This is a genomic window from Caulobacter sp. GW821-FHT05F04, from assembly GCF_059419665.1.
Genome location: NZ_JBWKSF010000001.1, coordinates 857,106 through 879,061, shown reverse-complemented (window position 1 = coordinate 879,061; position 21,956 = coordinate 857,106). Strand labels below are relative to the sequence as shown.

General features: G+C 67.9%; 17 protein-coding genes and 1 pseudogene. 8 read left to right on the top strand and 10 right to left on the bottom strand.

The genetic code is table 11. From position 1 onward, the window contains the following. Positions 1-69 precede the first annotated feature (69 nt). The 3 genes and pseudogenes from AC07R7_RS04135 to AC07R7_RS04125 all read right to left on the bottom strand — a co-directional run bounded on the left by AC07R7_RS04135 (position 70) and on the right by AC07R7_RS04125 (position 4,285). On the bottom strand, positions 70-1,725 hold the full coding sequence (locus tag AC07R7_RS04135; protein WP_494634225.1) for a M28 family metallopeptidase: 1,656 nt from the start codon (positions 1,723-1,725) through the stop codon (positions 70-72). 252 nt (positions 1,726-1,977) lie between these two features. Further along, a pseudogene (locus AC07R7_RS04130) lies at positions 1,978-3,165 on the bottom strand (alanine racemase); the annotation flags it as partial. Between the two features lie 142 nt (positions 3,166-3,307). After that, the gene (locus AC07R7_RS04125) at positions 3,308-4,285 is read right to left on the bottom strand and encodes a threonine ammonia-lyase (protein ID WP_494634224.1); all 978 of its coding nucleotides are present in this window, start codon (positions 4,283-4,285) and stop codon (positions 3,308-3,310) included. Between the two features lie 146 nt (positions 4,286-4,431). Here AC07R7_RS04125 and AC07R7_RS04120 point away from each other — a divergent pair, with 146 nt between their 5' ends. From AC07R7_RS04120 to AC07R7_RS04095, 6 genes are all read left to right on the top strand, one after another. Beyond that, positions 4,432-5,040: an acyloxyacyl hydrolase gene (locus AC07R7_RS04120; protein WP_494634223.1), complete on the top strand. Its 609-nt coding sequence runs from the start codon at positions 4,432-4,434 to the stop codon at positions 5,038-5,040. Positions 5,041-5,179: 139 nt separating this feature from the next. Then, on the top strand, positions 5,180-6,466 hold the full coding sequence (locus AC07R7_RS04115) for an adenylosuccinate synthase (protein WP_494634222.1): 1,287 nt from the start codon (positions 5,180-5,182) through the stop codon (positions 6,464-6,466). A 168-nt stretch (positions 6,467-6,634) separates the two neighbouring features. Then, positions 6,635-8,314: an ATP-binding protein gene (locus AC07R7_RS04110; RefSeq protein ID WP_494634221.1), complete on the top strand. Its 1,680-nt coding sequence runs from the start codon at positions 6,635-6,637 to the stop codon at positions 8,312-8,314. Between the two features lie 167 nt (positions 8,315-8,481). Further along, complete coding sequence (locus AC07R7_RS04105) at positions 8,482-9,630, top strand: hypothetical protein (RefSeq protein ID WP_492886595.1); 1,149 nt, start codon at positions 8,482-8,484, stop codon at positions 9,628-9,630. A gap of 172 nt (positions 9,631-9,802) precedes the next feature. Further along, the gene (locus AC07R7_RS04100; protein WP_492887213.1) at positions 9,803-10,549 is read left to right on the top strand and encodes a response regulator; all 747 of its coding nucleotides are present in this window, start codon (positions 9,803-9,805) and stop codon (positions 10,547-10,549) included. Positions 10,550-10,764: 215 nt separating this feature from the next. Then, complete coding sequence (locus AC07R7_RS04095; RefSeq protein ID WP_492886593.1) at positions 10,765-13,500, top strand: TonB-dependent receptor; 2,736 nt, start codon at positions 10,765-10,767, stop codon at positions 13,498-13,500. Positions 13,501-13,503: 3 nt separating this feature from the next. On the opposite strand, the gene AC07R7_RS04090 is transcribed toward AC07R7_RS04095, so the two are convergent. The 3 genes from AC07R7_RS04090 to AC07R7_RS04080 form a co-directional block, all read right to left on the bottom strand. Further along, entirely contained in the window at positions 13,504-14,229 is a 726-nt protein-coding gene (locus AC07R7_RS04090; RefSeq protein WP_494634220.1) for an alpha/beta fold hydrolase, read from the bottom strand. A gap of 546 nt (positions 14,230-14,775) precedes the next feature. Beyond that, the gene (gene rpoH / locus AC07R7_RS04085) at positions 14,776-15,672 is read right to left on the bottom strand and encodes an RNA polymerase sigma factor RpoH (RefSeq protein WP_492882649.1); all 897 of its coding nucleotides are present in this window, start codon (positions 15,670-15,672) and stop codon (positions 14,776-14,778) included. Beyond that, a complete protein-coding gene (locus AC07R7_RS04080) occupies positions 15,669-15,773 on the bottom strand; it encodes a hypothetical protein (protein WP_494634219.1) in 105 nt (34 codons plus the stop codon). Before AC07R7_RS04080 ends, rpoH begins: the two co-directional genes overlap by 4 nt. A gap of 106 nt (positions 15,774-15,879) precedes the next feature. Here AC07R7_RS04080 and AC07R7_RS04075 point away from each other — a divergent pair, with 106 nt between their 5' ends. Further along, the gene (locus tag AC07R7_RS04075) at positions 15,880-16,239 is read left to right on the top strand and encodes a phage holin family protein (protein WP_494634218.1); all 360 of its coding nucleotides are present in this window, start codon (positions 15,880-15,882) and stop codon (positions 16,237-16,239) included. A 275-nt stretch (positions 16,240-16,514) separates the two neighbouring features. Beyond that, the gene (locus tag AC07R7_RS04070; RefSeq protein ID WP_494634217.1) at positions 16,515-18,740 is read left to right on the top strand and encodes a putative bifunctional diguanylate cyclase/phosphodiesterase; all 2,226 of its coding nucleotides are present in this window, start codon (positions 16,515-16,517) and stop codon (positions 18,738-18,740) included. On the opposite strand, the gene AC07R7_RS04065 is transcribed toward AC07R7_RS04070, so the two are convergent. The 4 genes from AC07R7_RS04065 to AC07R7_RS04050 form a co-directional block, all read right to left on the bottom strand. Continuing rightward, on the bottom strand, positions 18,737-19,147 hold the full coding sequence (locus tag AC07R7_RS04065; RefSeq protein ID WP_492882655.1) for a DUF2442 domain-containing protein: 411 nt from the start codon (positions 19,145-19,147) through the stop codon (positions 18,737-18,739). The genes AC07R7_RS04070 and AC07R7_RS04065 overlap by 4 nt on opposite strands. Next, entirely contained in the window at positions 19,131-19,397 is a 267-nt protein-coding gene (locus AC07R7_RS04060; protein ID WP_492882657.1) for a DUF4160 domain-containing protein, read from the bottom strand. Before AC07R7_RS04060 ends, AC07R7_RS04065 begins: the two co-directional genes overlap by 17 nt. Positions 19,398-19,484: 87 nt before the next feature. Then, complete coding sequence (locus AC07R7_RS04055) at positions 19,485-20,510, bottom strand: threonine aldolase family protein (protein ID WP_494634216.1); 1,026 nt, start codon at positions 20,508-20,510, stop codon at positions 19,485-19,487. A gap of 63 nt (positions 20,511-20,573) precedes the next feature. Next, positions 20,574-21,869 carry an O-acetylhomoserine aminocarboxypropyltransferase/cysteine synthase family protein gene (locus AC07R7_RS04050; protein WP_494634215.1) on the bottom strand — a complete coding sequence of 432 codons (1,296 nt, stop codon included), beginning with the start codon at positions 21,867-21,869 and terminating at the stop codon, positions 20,574-20,576. Positions 21,870-21,956: the final 87 nt, after the last annotated feature.

Here is a 21,956-nt window from a genome sequence, read left to right as displayed (position 1 = left end):
ACTAAGGGCGGCGCAATCGAGATCCTCATCCTGAGCTTGTCGAAGGACGAGGATCTCGTAGCGCTTATCCTACTTCCGCTGCGCGGCGGTCTTGTCGCGCAGGGCCTTGAATTCCGAACCCGCCTGCCATTGCGGCCAGACGCGGCTGTTGGCCAGGTCGTGGCCGATCTCGTAGACGAGACCCAGGTCCATGGCCTGACCCGACAGGTCCCAGTCGGCCGACCATTCGTCCGCCGGCTGGTGATAGCGCTTCTCGGTGTAGTCGGCCTCGGCCTTCTCGCCGGCCTCCTTGCCGCCCTTCACCAGGTCGTTGCCCGAGCCGATCGAAATGGCCGGCACGCCGCGCTTGGCGAACGGGAAGTGGTCCGAGCGGTAGAAGTGGCCGGCCTGCGGGACGGGATCCGGCGTGAAGTAGCGGCCGTGCAGCTTGGCCTTGGCGACCAGCATGTCCTGCAGGTCGACCTTGCCGTCGCCCGAGGTGCCGATGTCCTTGGCCGGACCGGCGGCCGACAGGGCGTCGATATTGATGTCGCCGACCGTGGCAGCCAGCGGGAAGAGAGGATTCGAAGCGTAGTATTCCGAGCCCAGCAGGCCCTTTTCCTCGGCGGTCACGGCCAGGAACAGGATCGAGCGCTGCGGCGCGGGCTGGCTCTTGAAGGCGCGGGCCAGCTCCAGCAGGGCGGCGATGCCGTCGGCGTTGTCGACGGCGCCGTTATAGATCTTGTCGCCCTTGGCGTCCGGAGCGCCGACGCCCAGGTGGTCCCAGTGGCCGCTGTAGATGACGGTCTCGTTCGGGAACTTCGCGCCGACGATGCGGCCGGCGACGTTCTTGGAGATGATCACCTCGTGCTTGACCTTGTAGTCGGCCGAGAAGGTGACGCCCTTCAGTTCCACCGGCTTGAAGTCGCGGGTCTGGGCCTGCTTCTTCAGGGCGTCGAAATCCAGGCCGGATTTCTTGAAGAGGTCGACGGCGGTATCGCGCTGGATCCAGGCCTCCATCGCCGGGTGCGACTTGCCCGGCTCCTTGCGGACGATGTCGAACATCGTGTTGGTGTTGGAGTTCTTGACCGTGTTCCAGCCGTACGAGGCCGGGGCCGTCTCGTGGACGATCAGGACGCCGGCCGCGCCCTGGCGGGCGGCTTCCTCGTACTTGTAGGTCCAGCGGCCATAATAGGTCATGGCCTTGCCGCCGAAGTCACCGGAACCGGTCTCGAAGTCCGGGTCGTTGATCAGCACGACCAGGATCTTGCCCTTCAGGTCCAGGCCCTTGAAGTCGTCCCAATTGCGCTCCGGCGCCTTGACGCCATAGCCGACGAAGACCAGCGGGGCGTCCTTGATCGAGACGCTGTCGACATTGGTCATGGCCGCGCGGATGGCGACCTGTTCGCCCTGGGTCAGGGCCTGCTTGGCGCCGCCGACCGTGACGCTGGCCGCGACCGGGCCGGTGATCTCGAACTTGCCCAGCGGCACGTTCTGGGTCCAGGCGCGCTTGCCGTCCTTTTGCAGGTCGCCGGCGGGGGAGAGGCCGATGGCCTTCATCTGGTCGACGATATAGCCGACGGCCTTCTTCTCGCCCTCGGTGGCGGGGCCGCGGCCCTCGAACGCGTCGGACGACAGCACCTTGATGTGAGCCGACAGCCTGGCGGGGTCGATCTTGGGCGCGTCCGCCGCGTGCGCCAGCATGGGCGCGGCGAGCAGGGCGGTGGCGAGCAGCAGGCGTTTCATCTCAAGCCCTCTTTGGGGGAAATTTCGTCGTTGGGCGCGGACCCTAGAGGGGCTTTTCCGGCGTGGCTAGGTATTTGGTTTGGGATAGCGGCACCTGTACATCTCAACACAGAATCCGCTCTCCCCGGCGAATGCCGGGGCCCAGTTCAGCCTGAGAGATCGGGGTGTTCGCGCTCTCCGCGCGGCCGATCACAAAACGACCGTGGGTTCGATCTGGGCCCCGGCATTCGCCGGGGAGAGCGGTGCAAAAAAGCTCACCCGCCGCCCGTCCACCGCCCAGCGGTCCAGCTTTTCACCGTCCCAGACGTGCAGGGCGTCATAGAGATTGATGGTCGGATCGCAGTGGCCAGGCTGCAGCCAGACCAGGTCGCCGACCTTGGGCGCATCAGTCGGGATGGCGCGGTCGGGATCGGCGTCGGCGTCGGCCACGGCCCGGTCGAAGCTCAGCGGATCGCGGCCGCCGGCCTTCAGCACGTCGATCAGGGCCGGGTGGGCGATCATGCCGTGCTCGTCGCCCATCGGCCGCCAGAGGGAGCCCGGCGCGGCGCCGGCGACCACCCGGGCCGGCGGGCCGTCCATCGACACGGCCTTGAAGCCGGCGTCGACGGTCACGTGGCTCTTGTGGTTGGCCGAGACCACGGTCGAGGCGATGAACAGCGCCGGCTCGAACGCCCAGGCTTCGCCGTCCGGCGCGCCGCAGGCGTCGTACTCGACGTCCATGACCGCGTAGGACCCGGCCTGCAGCTCGGTATAGACGCCCGAGGCCAGGTCGAAGGCGTGGGCGCCCGTGCCGCCGCCCGTCACCACGCCCGGCGGCAGGCCGGCGGCGGTCAGTTCGGCGACCAGGGTCTTCAACACGACGTGGGACGCTTCGGCGGTGCTCCGACGCAGCGCCAGGTCGTCCATATGCTGGATATGGCCGAGATAGGCCTGGATCCCGGCGAACCGCAGGCCTGGCGCGGCGTCGGCGGCGCGGGCCAGTTTCAGGGCGTCCTTGGGATAGGCGCCGGCGCGGTGGGTGCCCAGGTCGAGGTCGACGACCAGGTCCAGCGTGACGCCGGCCGCGACGGCGGCGTCGGACAGGCGATCGATCTGGCCCTCGTCATCGGCGACCACGCCGACGGTCGCGCCGGTCTTGGCTAGCGCGGCCAGGCGCGGCGGTCCCCAGGGCGGGACTGGGGCGGTGACGAGGATGTCGGTGATCCCGCCGGCCACATAGGCCTCGGCCTCGCCGACCGTCTGGCAGCACAGGCCCACGGCGCCGCCTTCGACGATCAGGCGGCCCAGAGTCGAGCACTTGTGGGTCTTGCCGTGGGCGCGCAGGCGCACGCCGGCGGCGTCGCACAGGGCCTGCATGCGGGCGAGGTTGCGGGTGAGCGCCGCGCGGTCGACGACCAGGAGGGGCGTCTGGGGGAGATGTTCGGCGCCTGGAAGTTCCATGTTGTCCTCAATCCTCCTCTTGTCATCCCGGCCGAAGCGAAGCGTAGAGCCGGGACCCAGGGGCGGCGCGCATAGCGCTCTGTCACTCCCTGGGTCCCGGACAGCCTCTGCGAGGCTTCCGGGATGACAAGGATTTTGTTGCTTAGATCTCACCCCGGAGCACGCTGGCGAACAAGCCCGGATCGACATTGCCGCCCGACAGCACGATCGCGGCCGTCCGGCCTCTCAGGTCGATCTTTCCGGTCAGCGCCGCCGTCAGCGCCACGCAGCCGCCGGGCTCGACCACCAGCTTCAGCACCGAGAAGGCGTAGCGCATCGCCTCGGCGACCTCGGCGTCGGTGACGGCGGCGATCCCGCTCAGCGTCTTGCTGTTGATCGCCCAGGTCAGCTCGCCGGGGGTCGGGGTCAGCAGGGCGTCGCAGATCGAGCGGGCGTCCTTGTCGATGGTTTCGCGCCGGCCGCTCTCCAGCGAGCGGCGGGTCTCGTCGAAGCCGGCGGGCTCGGCCCCCCAGACCTCCGTGGACGGAGAAAGCGCCTTCACCGCCGTCGAGGTCCCGGCGATCAGGCCGCCGCCGCCGACGGGCGACAGCACCCGGTCCAGCGTGACGCCCAGCGCCTTGGCCTGCTCGACGATCTCGATCCCCAGCGTGCCTTGTCCGGCGATGATGTGCGGATCGTCATAGGACGGCACGACCACGCAGCCGCGCTCGGCGGCGATCTGGTCGGCGATGGCCACGCGGTCCTCGGTGAAGCGGTCGTAGAAGCGGATCTCGGCCCCGAAGCCCCGGGTGCCCTCGACCTTCACGGCCGGCGAGTCCGACGGCATGACGATCAGGGCCGGGATCTCCAGCAGCTTGGCCGCCAGGGCCACGCCCTGGGCGTGGTTGCCGGACGAGAAGGCCACGACGCCCCGCGCCTTCTCCGCGTCGGTCAGCTGGCTGAGGCGGTTATAGGCTCCCCGGAACTTGAAGGCCCCGGCCCGCTGCAGGGTCTCGGGCTTCAGGAAGATCCGCCCGCCCAGGCGCGCGTTCAGCGCCGGGCTCTCGATCAGCGGTGTCTCGACGGCCAGACCCTTCAGGCGACCGGCGGCGGCTTGGATGTCGGCGAGGCAGATGTTCATGCCCCCCAGGTTTAGGGGTTGCGGCGGCGCTTTTGAAGCGCCGCCGCCGCATCGGGGCAAAACCGTTCAAGGAGCGCCCCTGAAACAGTTTGCGACCTTCGTCGTTCAATCCATATAGGGATGGGCTGACTGTTCAGGACGACTCGATGAAGACCGCCATGTTCGCCGCCGCGGCTGCTGTCGTGCTGGGGTGCGCCGCCCCCGCCATGGCCGAAGAGGCATTCGTCGGGGTCTACAAGCACGACGTGACCTTCATCGGCGACGCGGTCGGCCTGGGCGCCGCCGGGCGCGAGGACGGGGCCGACATCCACCTCGGCTACCGCACCGACAAGCTGGAAAACCTGCGTTGGCTGGGCAAGCCGCAGGTCCACGCCATGGTGTCGATCAACACCAAGAACACCTCGAACTTCGTGGCCACCGGCTTCGACTGGAAGATCGAGCTGGGCCAGCCGGGCGGCTTCTATTTCCGCCCCGGGATCGGCCTGGCCTATACCGACGGCAAGGCCGGCCTGCCGCCCGCCAACGCGCCGGGCCTGACCCAGGCCGAGCGCGATCGCCGGACCTATCTCTATTATCACCGCATCGATTTCGGCTCGAAGGTGCTGTTCGAGCCGGAGCTGGCCCTGGGCTACCAGGTCAGCGACAAGGTGTCGGTCGAGCTTTCCTATACCCACCTGTCGAACGGCCAGATCTTCCACCAGGGCAAGAACCAGGGGCTTGACGACGCGGGGGTCAGGCTGGTTTACGCCTTCTGACTTCGCGCCGAGCCGATTTGACGGTTCGCGTGTCGCCCCTTGAAAACAAGGGTGGCCAAAACTGATTGAACGTCCGGGGTCGAGTCCTGTCGAAGGACCCCGCGACGTCACCCGGCAGGCGACAAGGCATATCTCCACCATGGCAAACGTGACCGTTGTCGGCGCCCAGTGGGGCGACGAAGGCAAGGGCAAGATCGTCGACTGGCTCAGCAACCGGGCCGATGTCGTCGTGCGGTTCCAGGGCGGCCACAACGCCGGCCACACGCTGGTGGTCGACGGCAAGGTCTACAAGCTGGCCCTGCTGCCCTCGGGCGTCGTCCAGGGCAAGCTGTCGGTGATCGGCAACGGCGTCGTGGTCGATCCCTGGCATCTGCTCTCCGAGATCGACAAGATCGCCGACCAGGGCGTCAACATCACCCCCGAACTGCTGATCCTGGCCGACAACGCCTGCCTGATCCTGCCGCTGCACCGCGACCTGGACCAGGCCCGCGAGGCGGCCTCGACCCAGAAGATCGGCACCACCGGCCGCGGCATCGGTCCGGCCTATGAGGACAAGGTCGGCCGCCGCGCCATCCGCGTCGCCGACCTGGCCGATCCCGAAGCCCTGAAGCCGAAGATCGAGCGTCTGCTGAGCCACCACGGCGCCCTGCGGCGCGGCCTGAACCTGCCGGAGGCCAACGCTCAGGAGCTGTTCGACGCCTTGATGGAACTGGCCCCGCGCATCCTGCCCTACGCCCAGCCGGCGTGGCGGGTGCTGGACCAGGCCTACAAGGCCGGCCGCCGCATCCTGTTCGAAGGCGCGCAAGGCTCGCTGCTGGACGTCGACCACGGCACCTATCCGTTCGTCACCTCGTCCAACACCGCCGCCGGCCAGGCCTCGGCCGGTTCGGGCATGGGCCCGTCGGCGACCGGCTTCGTGCTGGGCATCGTCAAGGCCTACACCACCCGCGTGGGTGAAGGCCCGTTCCCGGCCGAGCTGTTCGACGAGGTCGGCAAGCACCTGTCGACCGTCGGCCGCGAGGTCGGCGTCAACACCGGCCGCGCCCGTCGCTGCGGCTGGTTCGACTCGGTGCTGGTGCGCCAGTCGGTGGCCATCAACGGCATCCACGGCGTCGCCTTGACCAAGCTGGACGTGCTGGATGGGCTGGAGACCCTGAAGATCTGCGTCGGCTACAAGATCGGCGACAAGGTCCTCGACTACCTGCCGGCCGGCCTGCGCGACCAGGCCGCCGCCACGCCGGTCTACGAGGAGATCGCCGGCTGGACCGAAAGCACCGCCGGCGCCCGCTCGTTCAAGGACCTCAACGCCAACGCCATCAAGTATGTGCGTCGCGTCGAGGAACTGATCGGCGCCCCGGTCGCCCTGCTGTCCACCAGCCCCGAGCGCGACGACACCATCCTGATGCGAGACCCCTTCCAGGGATAGAGCGCAAAAAAGGCGCGGCGGACTGTCGCACGGTAAACGCTTGGTGAACCTTGTTCGCCTAGCCTCCCGCGACCTAGAGCAGGGCGGCCTGAAGCTCTAGTTTTGCGGGAGGAGCGTTTGGCTCTTCGAGATATCCTGGACGACGGACGAGAAGGCGCCTCGCTCTTGATGAGCCGGCGCAGCCGGGTCGCGCGCCTGACCGTCACCACCCTGGTGGGCGGGCTGCTGGCCTTTCACTTCGGCGCCGGGCCGGCCCTGGCCTGGGGCGCGGTGAATGTCGTCCTCGAAGGCTGGCTCGTCTATCTGCAACTGGTCTTCGAACCGCGCCAGACCGGTCGCACGCGGCTGGCTCTGCGGGTGGGGCCGCCGGCCTGCTTCGCGGCCGCCTGGTCGATCATGGCCGGCTGGAGCGCGGTGCACGGTCCGATAGCGATGAAGTTCGCCGCCGTGATCATCCTGTTCGGCATGGTGGTCGAGGGGCTGAAATACGCCACGGTCAGCTGGGCGGCCATGCTCGCCATCCTGCCCGGGCCGTTCGGCGCCCTGACCCTGATCGCCCTGCTGGCCAAGCGCTTCACCGTTTGGGACAAGGCCGTGGTCCTCGTGACGATCGCCGGCCTCATCGGCTACGCCATCGACGCGGTGCGCGTGATGCGCAAGTCCGCCCAGGCTCTCGAGCGCGCCGAGATCGAGGCCCTGGAGGCCAGTCGCGCCAAGTCGGACTTCCTGGCGATGATGAGCCATGAGCTGCGCACGCCGATGAATGGGATGCTGGGTCTGGCCCATGCCCTGCGCGGCACCAACCTCGACGCGCGCCAGATGGACTATCTGGACACGATCGAGCAGTCGGGCCACGGCCTGATGACCATTCTCAACGACATCCTCGACCTGTCGAAGGTCGAGGCCGGCAAGCTCGTCCTGGATGTCGCGCCGTTCGACATCCGCAAGTCGGTCTCGCAGATCCGCCTGGTCTGGCGCGAGACCGCGCTGTTGAAGGGCGTCGAGCTGGCGGTCGAGATCGATCCGGCGACCCCGGCCTGGCTGGCGGGTGACGATGCGCGCGTGCGCCAGATCCTGCGCAACCTGATTTCCAACGCCCTGAAGTTCACTGACGCCGGCCGGGTTGTCATCCGCGTCGCGCCGAACGGACCTGGAGAGGGCGACGGGATCGCCCTGTCCGTGTCCGACACCGGCGTGGGCATGGACGCCGCCCAGGTCGCCCAGCTCTTCACCCCGTTCGTCCAGGGCGACCGCACGACCGCCCGCCGGTTCGGCGGCACCGGCCTGGGCCTGGCCATCTGCCGGCGCCTGGCCGAGCAGATGGGGGGCGAGATCGGCGTGGAAAGCACGCTGGGCGAGGGCTCGATCTTCACCGCCCGCCTGCCGCTGCCCGCCGCCGCGGCGCCGGAGGACGCATCGGACGACGCCGCCGCCGCCGACCTGACCGGCGCGCGGGTGCTGGTCGTCGACGACAACGCCATCAACCAGACCGTGGCCCGCGCCATCCTGGAAGCCGCCGGAGTCCTGGTGGCGACCGCCGCCGATGGCCACACGGCCCTGGCCCGCCTGCGAGTCGAGGACTTCGACGTCGTGCTGATGGACGTGCACATGCCGGTGATGGATGGCGTCGAGACCGTGCGCCGCATCCGCGCGGGCGAGGGCGGCCGGGTCGACCTGCCGGTTGTGGCCCTGACCGCCGACGCCATGGTCGGCGACGCCGAGCGCCTGCTGGCCCAGGGCTTCGACGACGCCCATCCCAAGCCGATCCAGCCGGCCGGACTGCTGATGACGGTGGCCAGGATGCGCGGCGCGGCGTCGGCGCCCGAAGCGCTAAAGGCCGCGAGCTAGAGCCTATTCCCCGATATAGCGGGCCAGTCCTCCGGGGCGCCCGTGGGGAAGGATTCGAGCGACCCCGCGTCCCCACTTCCGGTTGCGTGCGATTGAGCGAACATCGTTTGGTTAGCGTTTGTTAGCCACCCCGGCCTTATGACGGCGTGTCTACACAAGGGGTTTTCGTGTCCGCACTCGCGCGTCGCCGCAAGCTGAAGCCGATCCACAAGTCCGATCGGATGATGCGCAGCCTGCGCGCCCTGGAGCGCACGGCCTCGACCAGCCGTGTCCTCAACCTGCTGGCCGTCGAAGCCGAGAGCGCCCACCGGCCCGAATACGCTCAGGCGCCGCTGTTCCGGAACCGGACCCTGAACACCGCCATCGTGCTGAAGCACCGCCTGCGCAACGACGACATCTACCTGTTCGACGAAGCCCGGCCGACGGCGACCAAGATCATCATCCCGTTCGACCGCAAGGACCTGGGGCTGGGCGGCCAGTCGGTGTTCGTGGGTCAGCGCGGCTGGGCCGATCTGGTGGTCGAGGCCTGCAACGCCTCGGGCGACATGAGCCGCGATCTCGCCACCCTGCGGATGATCGACGTGCTGCCGTCACTGGATCCGTTCCTGCTGCGCGAGCACCTGCGCCGCCACGGCGTGCTGGTGGCCAACTGCTATTTCGCCCTGTCGACGGCCGACTACGAGAACATGCAGGGCTTCGTGACCCTGGAAATCTCACGGCTGATCGAACTGGCCTATCGCGGGGCGGGCGGCGTCGGCCGCGCCCATGCCGCCCGCCTGGTCGAGGCCCTGCTGTCGACCGATGTCGACGAGCGCCTGGAGCCGCTACGCGACACCCTGGTCATGGAGGGCGAGAGCTTCAAGGAGGGCGTCTTCAGCTGGAAGGGCTTCCTCTACTACAAGTGGATGCTGACCAAGCTGTGGCCGCAGCTGACCACGGTGGGCCAGGAGATCGGCCGCTTGATCGTCACCGGCAACAAGGACGCCGAGACCGCCAAGTTCGTCGACGACTCCCGCCGCCGCCTGCAGGGCGGGGTGCTGGTCGAACGCTCGGCGATCCTGCGCACGCTGAAGGTCTATGACGACGCGTTCGAGGACCTGATCGAGAACGGCCGGCCCACGGCCTTCCGCGACTTCCTGCTGCGCGCGCCCGAGATGTTCCTGTCGCTGGGCGAGCGGGTGGGGGTGATCTCGCACATCTCCAGCTACTGGCGTTATCGCTTCCCCCAGAACGAGCCGCTGACGGTCGACGTCGAGGAGGCCATCGATATCCTGATGGACTTCGAGGCCGGCCTGTCGGTGCCCCTGGGCGCCTAGCGAGCGCACGGAGCGAGCACGGCAAACTGACGCGATTAATCGCCGCGCGATTATAAGCGGATTTTTACATTCTGGGTCTATTCGTCGGGGTCTAGTTTCGAGGAGTCTGTGGTCCGTGTTCGACGGTAACGTCCGCACAATCCAGCGTGTCGCCGCCAAGGTGCAGCGAGTCATGGTCGTCGATCCGAATCCGGCGACGGCGCGCTTGCTGGCCGAGCACCTGCGCCCCCTGGGGGGCGTGCAGATCTTCGCCGCGCCATCGGCGGAGAAGGGCTACGCCATGGCCCGCGCCACCGATCCCCAGCTGATCTTCGTCGAGCACAACCAGGCTGGCGTCGACGGCCTGGCCTTCACCCGCAAGATTCGCCGCAGCGACCTGATGTGCCGCGAGGCCCCGGTCATCATGTGCACGGCCGAAGCCACCGCCGAAGCGATCTTCGGCGCCCGCGACGCCGGCGTGCACGAGTTCATGCGCAAGCCCTTCAATCTGGGCGATCTGGAGCGCCGCCTCGAAGCGGTGACCCTCAAGCCGCGCGACTGGATCGAGGCCGTGGCCTATGTCGGTCCCGACCGCCGCCGCTTCAACTCGGCCGACTACAAGGGCCCGCGCAAGCGCAAGGCCGACGGGGCCGGCACGCCCGGCGCGCGCCTGTCCCAGGCCCTGCGTATCGTCAAATCCGCCGCCACCGCGCTGGACAGCGATCCGGCCCAGGCCCGCCGCGCCCTGATCGCCCAGGCGGTCGAGTTGCGCAAGGTCGGCGAGTTCATCAAGGACCGCCGCCTGGTCGAGGCCGCCGCGGCGCTGGAAACCTGCATGGGCGCGGACCTGGCCGGTCCCGCGGCCCGCTCGGAGCTGGTCAAGCGCATTGACGCCCTGCTGGGCTTCATGGTCGGCGAGGACACGGGCCGGGCGGCATAAGGTTCTCCCCCGTGTCATGGGAGAGCATAAGTAAAGAAAGGCGGCGTCCGACGGGCGCCGCCTTTCTTTGTTTTCGAGATTGTGGCGGAACCCAGTCAAACTATGTCGTCATAAAGGCGTCATTGTTTCGTCGTGGAGACGAGACGCCCCGCCGCTAAGGCCTCCCCACTGAAGCTCGAAAGTCGCGCGAAGTCGCGACGGCACTGGGGGTACACATGTCCATCCGCATCCGAGCGGCGCTGCTGCGCCGCGCAAGCATCCTTTCGCTCGTGCTGGCGACCGTCGCCGGCGTGGCGCATGCCGACCCCATCGCCAGCGCCGACGCCGTCGCCAAGGCCGATGAGACCGACACCACCGTCAGCGACATCGTCATCACCGGTCGCCGCCCGCTGGCCGAGAGCCAGGCCGTGGCGCTGCAGATCCAGAAGAACTCCGACTCGCTGGTCAGCGTGCTGTCGGCCGACGCGGTCGGCGCCCTGCCCGACCAGAACATCGCCTTCGCCGTCGGCCGCCTGCCGGGCGTGGGCGTCGAGCGCGACCAGGGCCAGGCCCGCTACATCAACCTGCGCGGCGCGCCGTCCTACTGGACGACCCTGTCGTTCGACGGCCTCAGCGTCGTCAGCCCGGAAGGCCGCGCCACGCGCTTCGACAACATCCCCTCGGCGATCGCCAGCCAGATCACGGTCCAGAAGGCCATCGTGCCGTCGATGCCGGGCGACACGGTCGCGGGCAATGTCGACATCCGCACCCGCCGCGCCTTCGACTACAAGGGCCAACACATCACCGGCAAGCTGGGCTGGGGCCGCGTCAAGCTGGGCGGCGGCGACGAGATCGACAGCAACCTCGTCTATTCGAACGTCTTCGGCGACAAGTTCGGCATCGTGGCCCAAGGCTCGTACTATTCGCGCGAGATGGCGACCGACAACTGGGAAACCGACCCGTATCTCAGCAACACCGTCGCGCCCGACAAGAAGTTCGCCCGCGAGCACGAGAACAAGCACTATCGCCTGACCCGCGAGAACCTGTCGGCCTCGATCCGGCTGGACTACAAGTTCGACGAGAACAACTCGATCTTCGCCAGCACGATCAACACCTATTATCACGACGACGAACTGCGCGATAACTTCCTCTTCCGCCTGGACCAGGGCACGGACGCGGCCGGCGCCGGCTATACCAGCGCCGCCTATATCAACGCCAACAACCCGACCTTCGGCACGAGCTATGGCGCGCGCATCGACAGCCGCATCGACTACCGCAACAGCAAGGAAGCCATGTCCACCAACACGGTGGGCGGCGAGCACAAGTGGAACAAGTTCAGCGCCTCTTGGCGGCTGAACTACACCTACACCCAGGACGGCCGTGACACCCCGGTGACCATGGCGTTCCGGAGCCCCTCCAGCTTCCTGCTGCGTCCGACCGTCGAGTACGATTTCCGTAACGGCGACGTGAACACGGTCAAGCTCTTCCAGACCGGCGGCCTGACCGGCGCCCGCACTCGCGGCGCCCAGGTGACCAACATCGAGGACTTCCAGTTCCCGCTGACCAGCGCCGGCAACCTCAAGGGCGGCGACTTCACCAACGCCCTGACCGCCAAGGCCGACTTCGACTACGAGGCCGAACTGGGCGGCCATGAGACCAAGTTCGAGTTCGGCGGCCTGTGGACCGACCGCACCAAGAAGTCGCGTGAAAGCGCCTTCAGCCAGGCTTTCTCGGGCTCCACCGCGCCGGCCTGGGCGCAGTTCGCGACCAATATCGGCTATCTGGGCAGCCAGAACCTCAACTACACCTTCCGCTACACCGACAAGGACTACACGACCAACTTCGTAAAGGGCCTCGTCGCCGCCGGCACGGCGACCAAGACCGACACCACGGAGAACTACTGGCGCGTGGGCGAGACGATCACCGCCGGCTACGCCATGGGCACGACCCGCTTCGACTGGGGCAACCTCGTCTACGGCGTCCGCGTCGAGCACATCGAGAACGAGGGCCAGGCCTATGTCAGCTTCCCGGCCGCGGGCGCGACCCCGGCCGGCGTGCGCCTGGTCAAGACCAAGAGCGACGACACGCTCTACTATCCCAGCGCCCACCTGAACTGGAACCTGCAGGAAGACCTGAAGCTGCGGGTCGGCGTCACCACCTCGGCCTCGCGCGCCGATTTCGATGACCTGCGCCCGAACTTCACCTTCAGCGACAGCAACCAGACGGTCTCGGGCGGCAATCCCAACGCCAAGCCCGAACGCCAGGTCGGCCTGGACACCTATCTGGAATGGTACGCCGGCCAGGAGACCTTCCTGTCGGCGGGCGTGTTCTACAAGGACCTGAAGGACGTCCTGGTCCAGACCTCGCGCACGTTCGGCGACAGCTCGCTCAACAGCAATGGCGTCGACCGCTCGGGCTACGCCTACAGCAGCATCGACAACGCCGGCGAAGGCCACCTGCAGGGCATCGAGCTGTTCTTCAGCGGCACCGCCAAGACCTTCGTCGAGCAGCATAGCCTGCCCGATTGGCTGGGCGGCTTCGGCACGCGCCTGTCGGGCACCTGGACCTCGTCGAAGGTCACCCTGCCGTCGGTCGGCGGCGCGCCGGCCCGCACCATCTCGGTGCTGGGCACCTCGGACGCCGTCTATAACGTCCAGGCCATCTACGAAAAGTACGGCATGACCCTGCGTCTGGCCTACCAGTACCGCACGCCGTGGGGCCAGTCGGTGGGCGCCTATCGCGTCGTCAACGGCGGGACCTATCCGAACGGCAACGGCGATATCTTCTGGGACAGCGACGAGGAGATGGACTTCTCGGCCCGCTATCGGGTCAACAAGAACCTCGAAGTGTTCTTCGACGCCAGCAACCTGACCAACCAGGGCGCGCGCCGCTACGGCGACCAGTCGCGCTACCCGATCGAGTACGAGAAGTTCGGCCGCCGCTATGTCGGCGGGGTGCGCTTCAACTTCTGACGTCTAACGCTTGCCCGCGGGGCGTTGCAGCCAGTGGCGCAGCGCCCCGTTCACCGGCCCTGGCGCCTCCATCGGCGTCATGTGGCCGGTGTTGGGGATGACCAGCAGGTGCGAACAGCCGATCGCCGCCGCCATCGCGCGATGACCGGCGGCGGGCGTGATCTGGTCGTTCTCGCCGACAATGACCACCAGCGGCACGCGCAGGGCCTTCAGCGCCGCCTCGCCGTCCTCGCGCTCCAGGCTGTTCTGGCGCAGGAAGACCTCACGGCCCAGGCGCTGGGTCATGTCGACGATGCGGCCGGTCAGGTCGGCGTCGTCCAGGCGCGAGGCGTCGACATAGCTCTTCATGATCGCCTGGCCGATCCCCAGGAACGTCCCGCCCTTGGCGGCCGCCTTGTTCAGGGCCCGGCGCTGGGCGGCGCGCTCGGCCGTGTCGACGCGCATCGAGGTGTCCAGCAGGGCCAGCCGCTCGATGCGCTGAGGCGCGATCCGCGCGATCTCCTGGGCCACGTAGCCGCCCATCGAGAACCCGGCCAGGGCGAAGGTCGGCTCGGCCTTCTCCAGCACGCTTCGCGCCATGTCGCGGATCGTGGCGTAGGGCGTCAGGTCGGGGACCCACGGCCGGGCGACGTCGGAGAGGCCGCTGATCTGGTCCCGCCACAGCGCGGCGTCGTTGAGCAGGCCAGGCAGGAGGATCAACTGGGGGAGGGGAGCGGTCGTGTCGGTCATTGCCGTGCTCATAGCACCATAAAAAGCTCGGTCATTCCCGCCCGGAGATGAGGGAGCACCCCGATACAAGCAAAGCCGGCCGCAGACGTCCGATAGCGGACCTGCCCATCGTCTGTTCGGGGGGGTGGCTACCGTTCTCAGCCAACTCCAGTCGCGCGAGGCTGACCGAGGCGTATCTGAGCACGTAAGGCGTTTGCTCAGGCTCGCCCTCTGGGATTGCCGAGCCAAAAAAGGCGACGTAGCAGTCGTAGAACTTGACCTGTGGATGTAGCCAGCAACTGACGACCACACCAAATTCAGGGCCGCCATCAATTAGACCGTCGTAGCGAACAAGAGTACCGGGCTCTATCGGCGCGTCAGTGAAGCTGTCGCTACGTTCTCGCATGGCCTTCCATCGCACGTCGCTGCTGAAGTCATCAACGTCTGACTTGGGTCGAAATTCGCCGCCGGCGCCTTGCCGAAAAGCGGACCTTCAGCACCGTGGCGCAACGAAAAAGGGGCGCTCAGCGAGCGCCCCTTTCCGTCTCACTGACGTGAGCTCTGGCCTTACGCATCCACCATGTTCTTGGCGATCGCCGCCTCGCGCATGGTCTTCTGCAGCTTCTCGAACGCCCGGACCTCGATCTGGCGGACGCGTTCGCGGCTGACGCCGTACTGGGCCGCCAGTTCTTCCAGGGTGGTCGGGTCGTCCTTCAGGCGGCGTTCCGTGAGGATGTGACGCTCGCGGTCGGTCAGCTCGACCATCGCTTCTTCCAGAAGCGACATCCGCAGCGACTTCTCCTCGTTCTCGGCGACTACGGTCTCTTGCGACACCTGGTCGTCGTCGGCCAGCCAGTCCTGCCACTCGCTTTCGCCGTCGGCGCGCAGCGGCGCGTTCAGCGAGGCGTCGGGGCCCGACAGGCGGCGGTTCATCGAGATGACCTCGCTGTCCAGCACGCCCAGCTTGGTGGCGATGGCGCTGACCTGGTCGGGACGCAGGTCGCCGTCCTGGAAGGCTTCGATCTGGCTCTTGGCCTTGCGCAGGTTGAAGAACAGCTTCTTCTGCGCGGCGGTCGTGCCCATCTTCACCAGCGACCACGAGCGCAGGATGTATTCCTGGATCGAGGCGCGGATCCACCACATGGCGTAGGTGGCCAGGCGGAAGCCCTTGTCGGGCTCGAACTTCTTGACGGCCTGCATCAGGCCGACATTGCCTTCCGAGATCACCTCGCCGATCGGCAGGCCGTAGCCGCGATAGCCCATGGCGATCTTGGCCACGAGACGCAGGTGCGACGTGACCATCTTGTGGGCGGCTTCGGAGTCCTGATGCTCTTTCCAGCGCTGGGCGAGCATGAACTCCTCGTCCTTGGGCAGCATCGGGAACTTGCGGATCTCGGTGAGGTATCGCGACAGGCCGCCGTCCGGCGACATCACCGATAGAGAATTCACGGCCATACTTTTCATATCCCCTTGCGTGCGGATCCGCTCGCCAATCGCGCGCGATCATCCCCCACACAAGGGACTAGATAGTTCGCGAAACGGCGGTTGGAAGAGTGGTAACGCATTTGTAATGTCCGAGTTGCCCGCTGGGATATTGTACGAATGCGGCGTCACTTTGATCGGGGGCGGGATTGGGCCAATCTCCGTCCATCGAGAGGGGAGTCGCGCCGCATGTTCCGTTTCATCTTCCGCATCCTGATCGCCGCCGCCGGCCTGTGGCTGGCCGCGCGCATCGTGCCCGGCGTCACGGCCGACGGCTGGACCACCCTGCTGATCGCCGGCCTGCTGCTGGGGGTCGTCAACGCCATCGTCCGGCCGGTGGTCACCGTCCTGACCTTCCCGCTGACCCTTCTGACCCTGGGTCTGTTCCTGCTGGTGGTGAACGCGGCGATGATCGGGCTGGTGGCCTGGTTCCTGGACGGTCTGGCGGTGAACGGCCTGTGGGCCGGGGTGCAGGCGGCCGTGGTGACGGGGATCGTCAGCTGGGTTGGCCAGGTGCTGCTGGGGGACGCCAGGAAGGAAATGGGCTGATCACGCCGTCCGCGGCGCCCGCGGGCGCCGCGTTCGACGATCGGAGGAGCCGGTGGTCAAGCTCGCCCCGCCAGAGGATTTCCCGGCCCGGGATTTTCATGGATACCGGGCGCCGGGTTCAGGTCGCCAGTCAGAGTTGACGGGAACGGTAAACGCGCCCGCAAGCACTGTGACGTCGCCATGAAGTTTTCGCGAAATAACCCCGTTCAAGCGGGACCATTAGCACGCTGTTAGCCGAGGAAATGATCCCTCCCTCCGCGAGTGGAGGCGTTGCCATGTTCACCCTGCGGGATACCGTTTCTTCCCTGACCCCCGCGCGTCAGGACGATCTCGGCAAAGCCCTGTACGAGCGGTTCCGTGAGGAACCCGACACCCTGATCGTGCCCGTCGTCGACGCCGACGACCGCCCGATCGGCCTGGTCGAACGCAACGCCTTCTTCCTGCGCATGGCCGCCGAATACGGCCGCGCCCTCTACGCCAACCGTCCGATCTCGACGCTGATGGACAGCGAGCCGCTGGTCGTCGACGCCGACACGGCCCTGGCCGACTTCACCAGCGACAGCCTGTCGTACCGGGCGTCCGACCTGCTGCGCGGCTTCATCGTCACCGAGGGGGGCCGGTATCTCGGCGTTGGCACGGTGCTGGGTCTGCTGCAGGCCGCCAACGAGACCAACCGCCGGGGCGTGGCCGATCTGGCCGCCGCCAAGGCCGATGTCGAGCGCGCTGAAACCTTCATGACCGCCATTGTCGAGGCCATGCCCTCGATGGTGTTCGTCAAGCGCGCCGACGATCACAGCTATGTGCTGCTGAACCGCGCCGGCGAGAAAATGCTGGGCCGGCCCCGCGCCGAGGTGATCGGCAAGACCGACGCCGACTTCCACGACGCCGAGCTGGCGGCGCTCTATGTCGAGCGCGACCGCGAGGTGCTGGAGTCGGGCGAGGTTCGCGTGATCGAGGAAGACCACGTGCCGCGCAAGGACGGCGGCATGGCCATCCTCCGCACCAAGAAGATCGCCCTGCGCAACGCCGAGGGGCAGGCCGAATACCTGCTGGGCGTCTCGGAAGACATCGCCGAACGCAAGCGCGCCGAGGCCCAGATCGCGCGCCTGGCGCACTACGATCCGCTGACCGAGCTGCCCAACCGCGTGCTGTTTCAGCGGCACCTGTCCGAGGCTCTGGCCCGCCGCGCCCGAAAGGGCGACCAGCTGGCCGTGCACTTCATCGACCTGGATCGCTTCAAGACCGTCAACGACACCCTCGGCCACCCGCTGGGCGACGAGCTGCTGCGCGTCGCCGCCGAGCGGCTGCGCGGCTGCGTGCGCGAAGGCGACACCGTGGCCCGCCTGGGCGGCGACGAGTTCGCGGTGGTCCAGGCCGGCCTGTCCGACATGACCGGCGCCACGCGCCTGGCCGAGCGCATCGTCGAGGCGATGTCGGCGCCGTTCGACCTGCAGGGCCACCAGGTGGTGATCGGCGCCAGCGTCGGCGTCGCCGCCGCGCCGTCGGACGGCGAGGACGCCGACGAACTGCTGAAGAAGGCCGACATGGCGCTCTATCGCGCCAAGGCCGACGGTCGCGGCGCCTTCCACTTCTTCGAACGCGCCATGGACGAGCAGCTGCAGGCCCGCCGCGCGCTTGAGCTGGACCTGCGCCGGGCCCTGACGGCCGGCGAGTTCGAGCTCTACTACCAGCCGCTGTACAATCTGGGCGACGAGCGGGTGACGGGCTGCGAGGCTCTGCTGCGCTGGCGCCACCCCGACCGGGGCATGGTCTCGCCGGCCGACTTCATCCCGCTGGCCGAGGAGATCGGCCTGATCGTCCCGCTGGGCGATTGGGTGCTGCGCACGGCCTGCGCGGAAGCGGCCCGATGGCCCGATCACGTGCGCCTGGCGGTGAACCTGTCGCCGGCCCAGTTCCGCGACCGGGGCCTGGTGCGCACCGTCGTCTCGGCCCTGGCCGCCTCGGGCCTGCCGGCTGAGCGCCTGGAGCTGGAGATCACCGAGTCGGTGCTGCTGCAGGACAGCGCCGCCAACATGTCGATGCTGCACGACCTGAAGGCCCTGGGCGTGCGGATCTCGATGGACGACTTCGGCACGGGCTACAGCTCGCTCAGCTATCTGCGCAGCTTCCCGTTCGACAAGATCAAGATCGACCAGACCTTCGTCCGCGACATCCTGGAAGACAGCGACGCCATGGCCATCATCAAGGCCGTGCTGGACCTCGGCTCGTCGATGGGCATCGTCACCACGGCCGAGGGCGTCGAGACCCTGGAGCAGCTCAACGCCCTGCGCGGCCAGGGCTGCGCCGAGATCCAGGGCTACTTCATCAGCCGCCCGGCCCCGGCCAGCGAGATCGCCAAGCTGCTGGGGATCACCGAGACGAGCGCCAGCGCGGCGGCTGAAGCGGCCGCGTCCCCCGTTGTCACCTTCTCCCAGAGGGAGAAGGAGGGACCCGCGCCGCAGGCGTGGGGGGATGAGGGGTTACAGCGGCTCGGGACTTAGCCCGTCTTTCGCGGTCGACCGCCCAGCTTGCCATTCGCCCTTGCGGCCGCGGCCTTGCTGTCGGTCCGCGCGAGACCACCCTGCTGACCCATTCGGGCCGCCATCCAGGCCTTCGAGCCAAAGACGCCCTCGATCAGGGCGGGGATGTAGAGATCGGCGTCGATCGCCGGGAAGTGCAGCCCCGTGCCCGCGCCGACGATCTCGACCGTCTTCAGTTGGACGGTCGTCGCATCTTGCAGCGCCTGGGCGAGGTGTGGGGGAAAACTGAAGAAGGCGCCGTTCGCCAGGGCGATCTCCACGAGGCCTCGCGCGGAGTCATAACGCGCCGCCACGGCCTGGGGGCTTTGGGCCCGCGAAGCCTCGCCACGTCGCGTCGCCGCTTCGATCTCTTCATCGGTAATCGCCATGCACGCGTCTCCATTCCGTGCAGAGCAGATCGAGGTTGGCCTCGACCTGTTCGATGATTGGCGCCAGTTCCCGCGCCAGGAAGCCGTAGCTCTCCCGAATGGCGACGGGGCCATGCGAGAGCGGATCGTCATTGCAGTTCAGGAACAGAATTGCCGCCTGATCGGCTCCAACGACATGCACATGGCTCGGTCGATGGTCTTCTGAATAGATGACGACCCGGATCCTGCCGTAGCGCAGCAACGTGACCATGCGAGACTACCAAAAACCCAAGCGATTGGGAATTTTTGCGATAATCTCAACCTATGGATGTTTATGTGCGCGGGCAAGCGTCAGGCGTTAGGCCACCCGCCCCAGCGCCGCGCCCAGGTCGTCGACCATTTCCGGCGTCGTCGCCCACGAGCACATGAAGCGCACCGTCCCGTCCAGGAAGCGATAGACGAACCAGCCTTCGCCGCGCAGGCGCTCCAGGGTGGGGTCGTCCATCTCGACGAAGACGCCGTTGGCCTCGACCGGGTGTTTGATCGGAAACGGCATCAGGTCGGCCAGCTTGCGGGCCATGGCGTTGGCGTGGGCGGCGCGAGCGGCCCAGGGACCGGTGGAGCCGTCCTCGCCCAGCAGGCCCAGCCACGGGGCGGCCAGGAAGCGGCCCTTGGAGACCAGCTGGCCGGCGTGCTTCAGGCGCGCGTCCAGGCGCCGGGCGTGATCGGGGTTGAGGAACACCACGGCCTCGGTCGGGGTCGAGCCGGCCTTGGTGCCGCCCATCACCAGGATATCGACGCCCATCCTGGCCACGCTCTTCAGGTCGAAGCCGGCGGCCACGGCGTTGGCCAGGCGGGCGCCGTCCAGGTGGACGCCATAGCCCTTGGCCTTCGCCGGGGCGATCAGCGCCCGCAGATGCGCCTCCGAATAGACCGTGCCGTATTCGGTGGCGGTGGTCAGCGATAAGGCGTTGGCGGGCTGGTTGTACGAGACCTCCGGACGGGCGAGGGCGGCTTCCAGGGCGGAGAGCTCGATCTTGCCCGAGGCGCCGGGCAGGCCGATCAGTCCGCCGCCCTGGCTGAAGAAGCCCGGGGCGCCGGTCTCGTCGGTGCGGATGTGGGCGTGCTCGTGAGCCAGCACCGCTTCGTGCGGGGCGGCCAGCAGGGTCAGGGCGAAGGCGTTGGCCGCCGTGCCCGAAGCCGTGAACCTGACCTCGGCGTCGGCGTCCAGCAGGGCCCGGATGCGGTCGCCGGCGGCCTTGCTGACATGGTCGGTCCCGTAGCCCGAGGCCGTCCCGGCATTGGCGGCGACCAGGGCCTCCATCACCTCGGGCATGGCGCCGGCGACGTTGTCTGAGGCGAAATCGTAGCGGTGGCTTGTCATGTCCTCTGGATAGAGGCGCGCGCGGGCTCCGGGCAAGCGGAACCCGCGCGGCGGGCGATCGGCCTACTGGGCCGCCGCCAAGGCCTGGTTCAGGTCGGCCAGGATGTCGTCGATGTGCTCCAGGCCGATCGACAGGCGCACATAGCCGTCGGACACCCCGGTCGCCGCCTGCTCCTCGGCGCTGAGCTGCGAGTGGGTGGTCGAGGCCGGGTGGATCGCCAGGCTGCGCGCGTCGCCGATATTGGCCACGTGGTAGAACAGTTTCAGCGCGTCGATGAACTTGCGGCCGGCCTCGCGGCCCCCCGCCAGCTCGAAGCCGACCAGGCCGCCGTGGCCGCCCGACAGATAGCGGTCGGCGCGTTCGCGCTGGAGGCCGGTCTGAACGCTGGGGTGGATCACGCGCGTCACGCCCGGCGTCTGGGAAAGCGCCTGGGCCACGGCGGCGGCGTTCTCGCTATGGCGGGTGATGCGCAGCGGCAGGGTCTCCAGCCCTTGCAGGATCTGGAAGGCGTTGAACGGAGAAAGCGCCGCGCCGAGGTCGCGTAGCAGCACCGTGCGGGCGCGCAGGACATAGGCGATCGGGCCTAGCGGCTTGGCGGCCTCGGCCCACACCGCGCCGTGATAGCTGGGGTCGGGCGTGTTCAGGGTCGGGCTGCGCTCGGGATGGGCCGTCCAGTCGAAATTGCCGCCGTCGATGATGACGCCGCCGATCGAGGTGCCATGGCCGCCGATATATTTGGTGGTCGAATAGACGACGATCGCCGCGCCGTGCTCCAGCGGTCGGGCCAGCAGCGGGGCGGCGGTGTTGTCGACGATCAGGGGGACGCCCAGCTCGCGGCCGATCTGCGCCACCTCGGCGATCGGGAAGACGGCCAGTTTCGGATTGGGCAGGGTCTCGGCGTAGTAGGCGCGGGTGCGTTCGTCGGTGGCGCGGGCGAAGGCCTGCGGGTCCTGCGGATCGACGAAGCGGACCTCGATCCCCTGGTCGCGCAGGGTGTTGGCGAACAGGTTCCAGGTGCCGCCATAGAGGTCGGTCGAGCTGACGATGTTGTCGCCGGCCCGAGCCAGGTTCTGGATCGCCAGGGCCGAGGCCGCCTGGCCCGAAGCGACGGCCAGGGCCGCAGCGCCGCCTTCAAGAGCCGCCAGACGCTGCTCCAGGATGTCGGTCGTCGGGTTGCCCAGCCGCGTATAGATATTGCCGAGCTTGCGCAGGGCGAACAGGTCGGCCGCGTGCTCGGCGCTTTCGAACTGGTACGAGGTCGTCTGGTAGATCGGCGGGGCCACGGCCCCCGTGGCGGGATCGGCGCGCCAGCCGGCATGCAGAGCCAGGGTTTCGGGGTGGAGCTTGCGGTCGGACATCGGCGTTTCCTCGTACTTGTAATCCAGGCGACGACGGGCGCGACCTTAGCCGCGCGGGAGCGGGCGAAGTGGTCGGATATTCTCGCC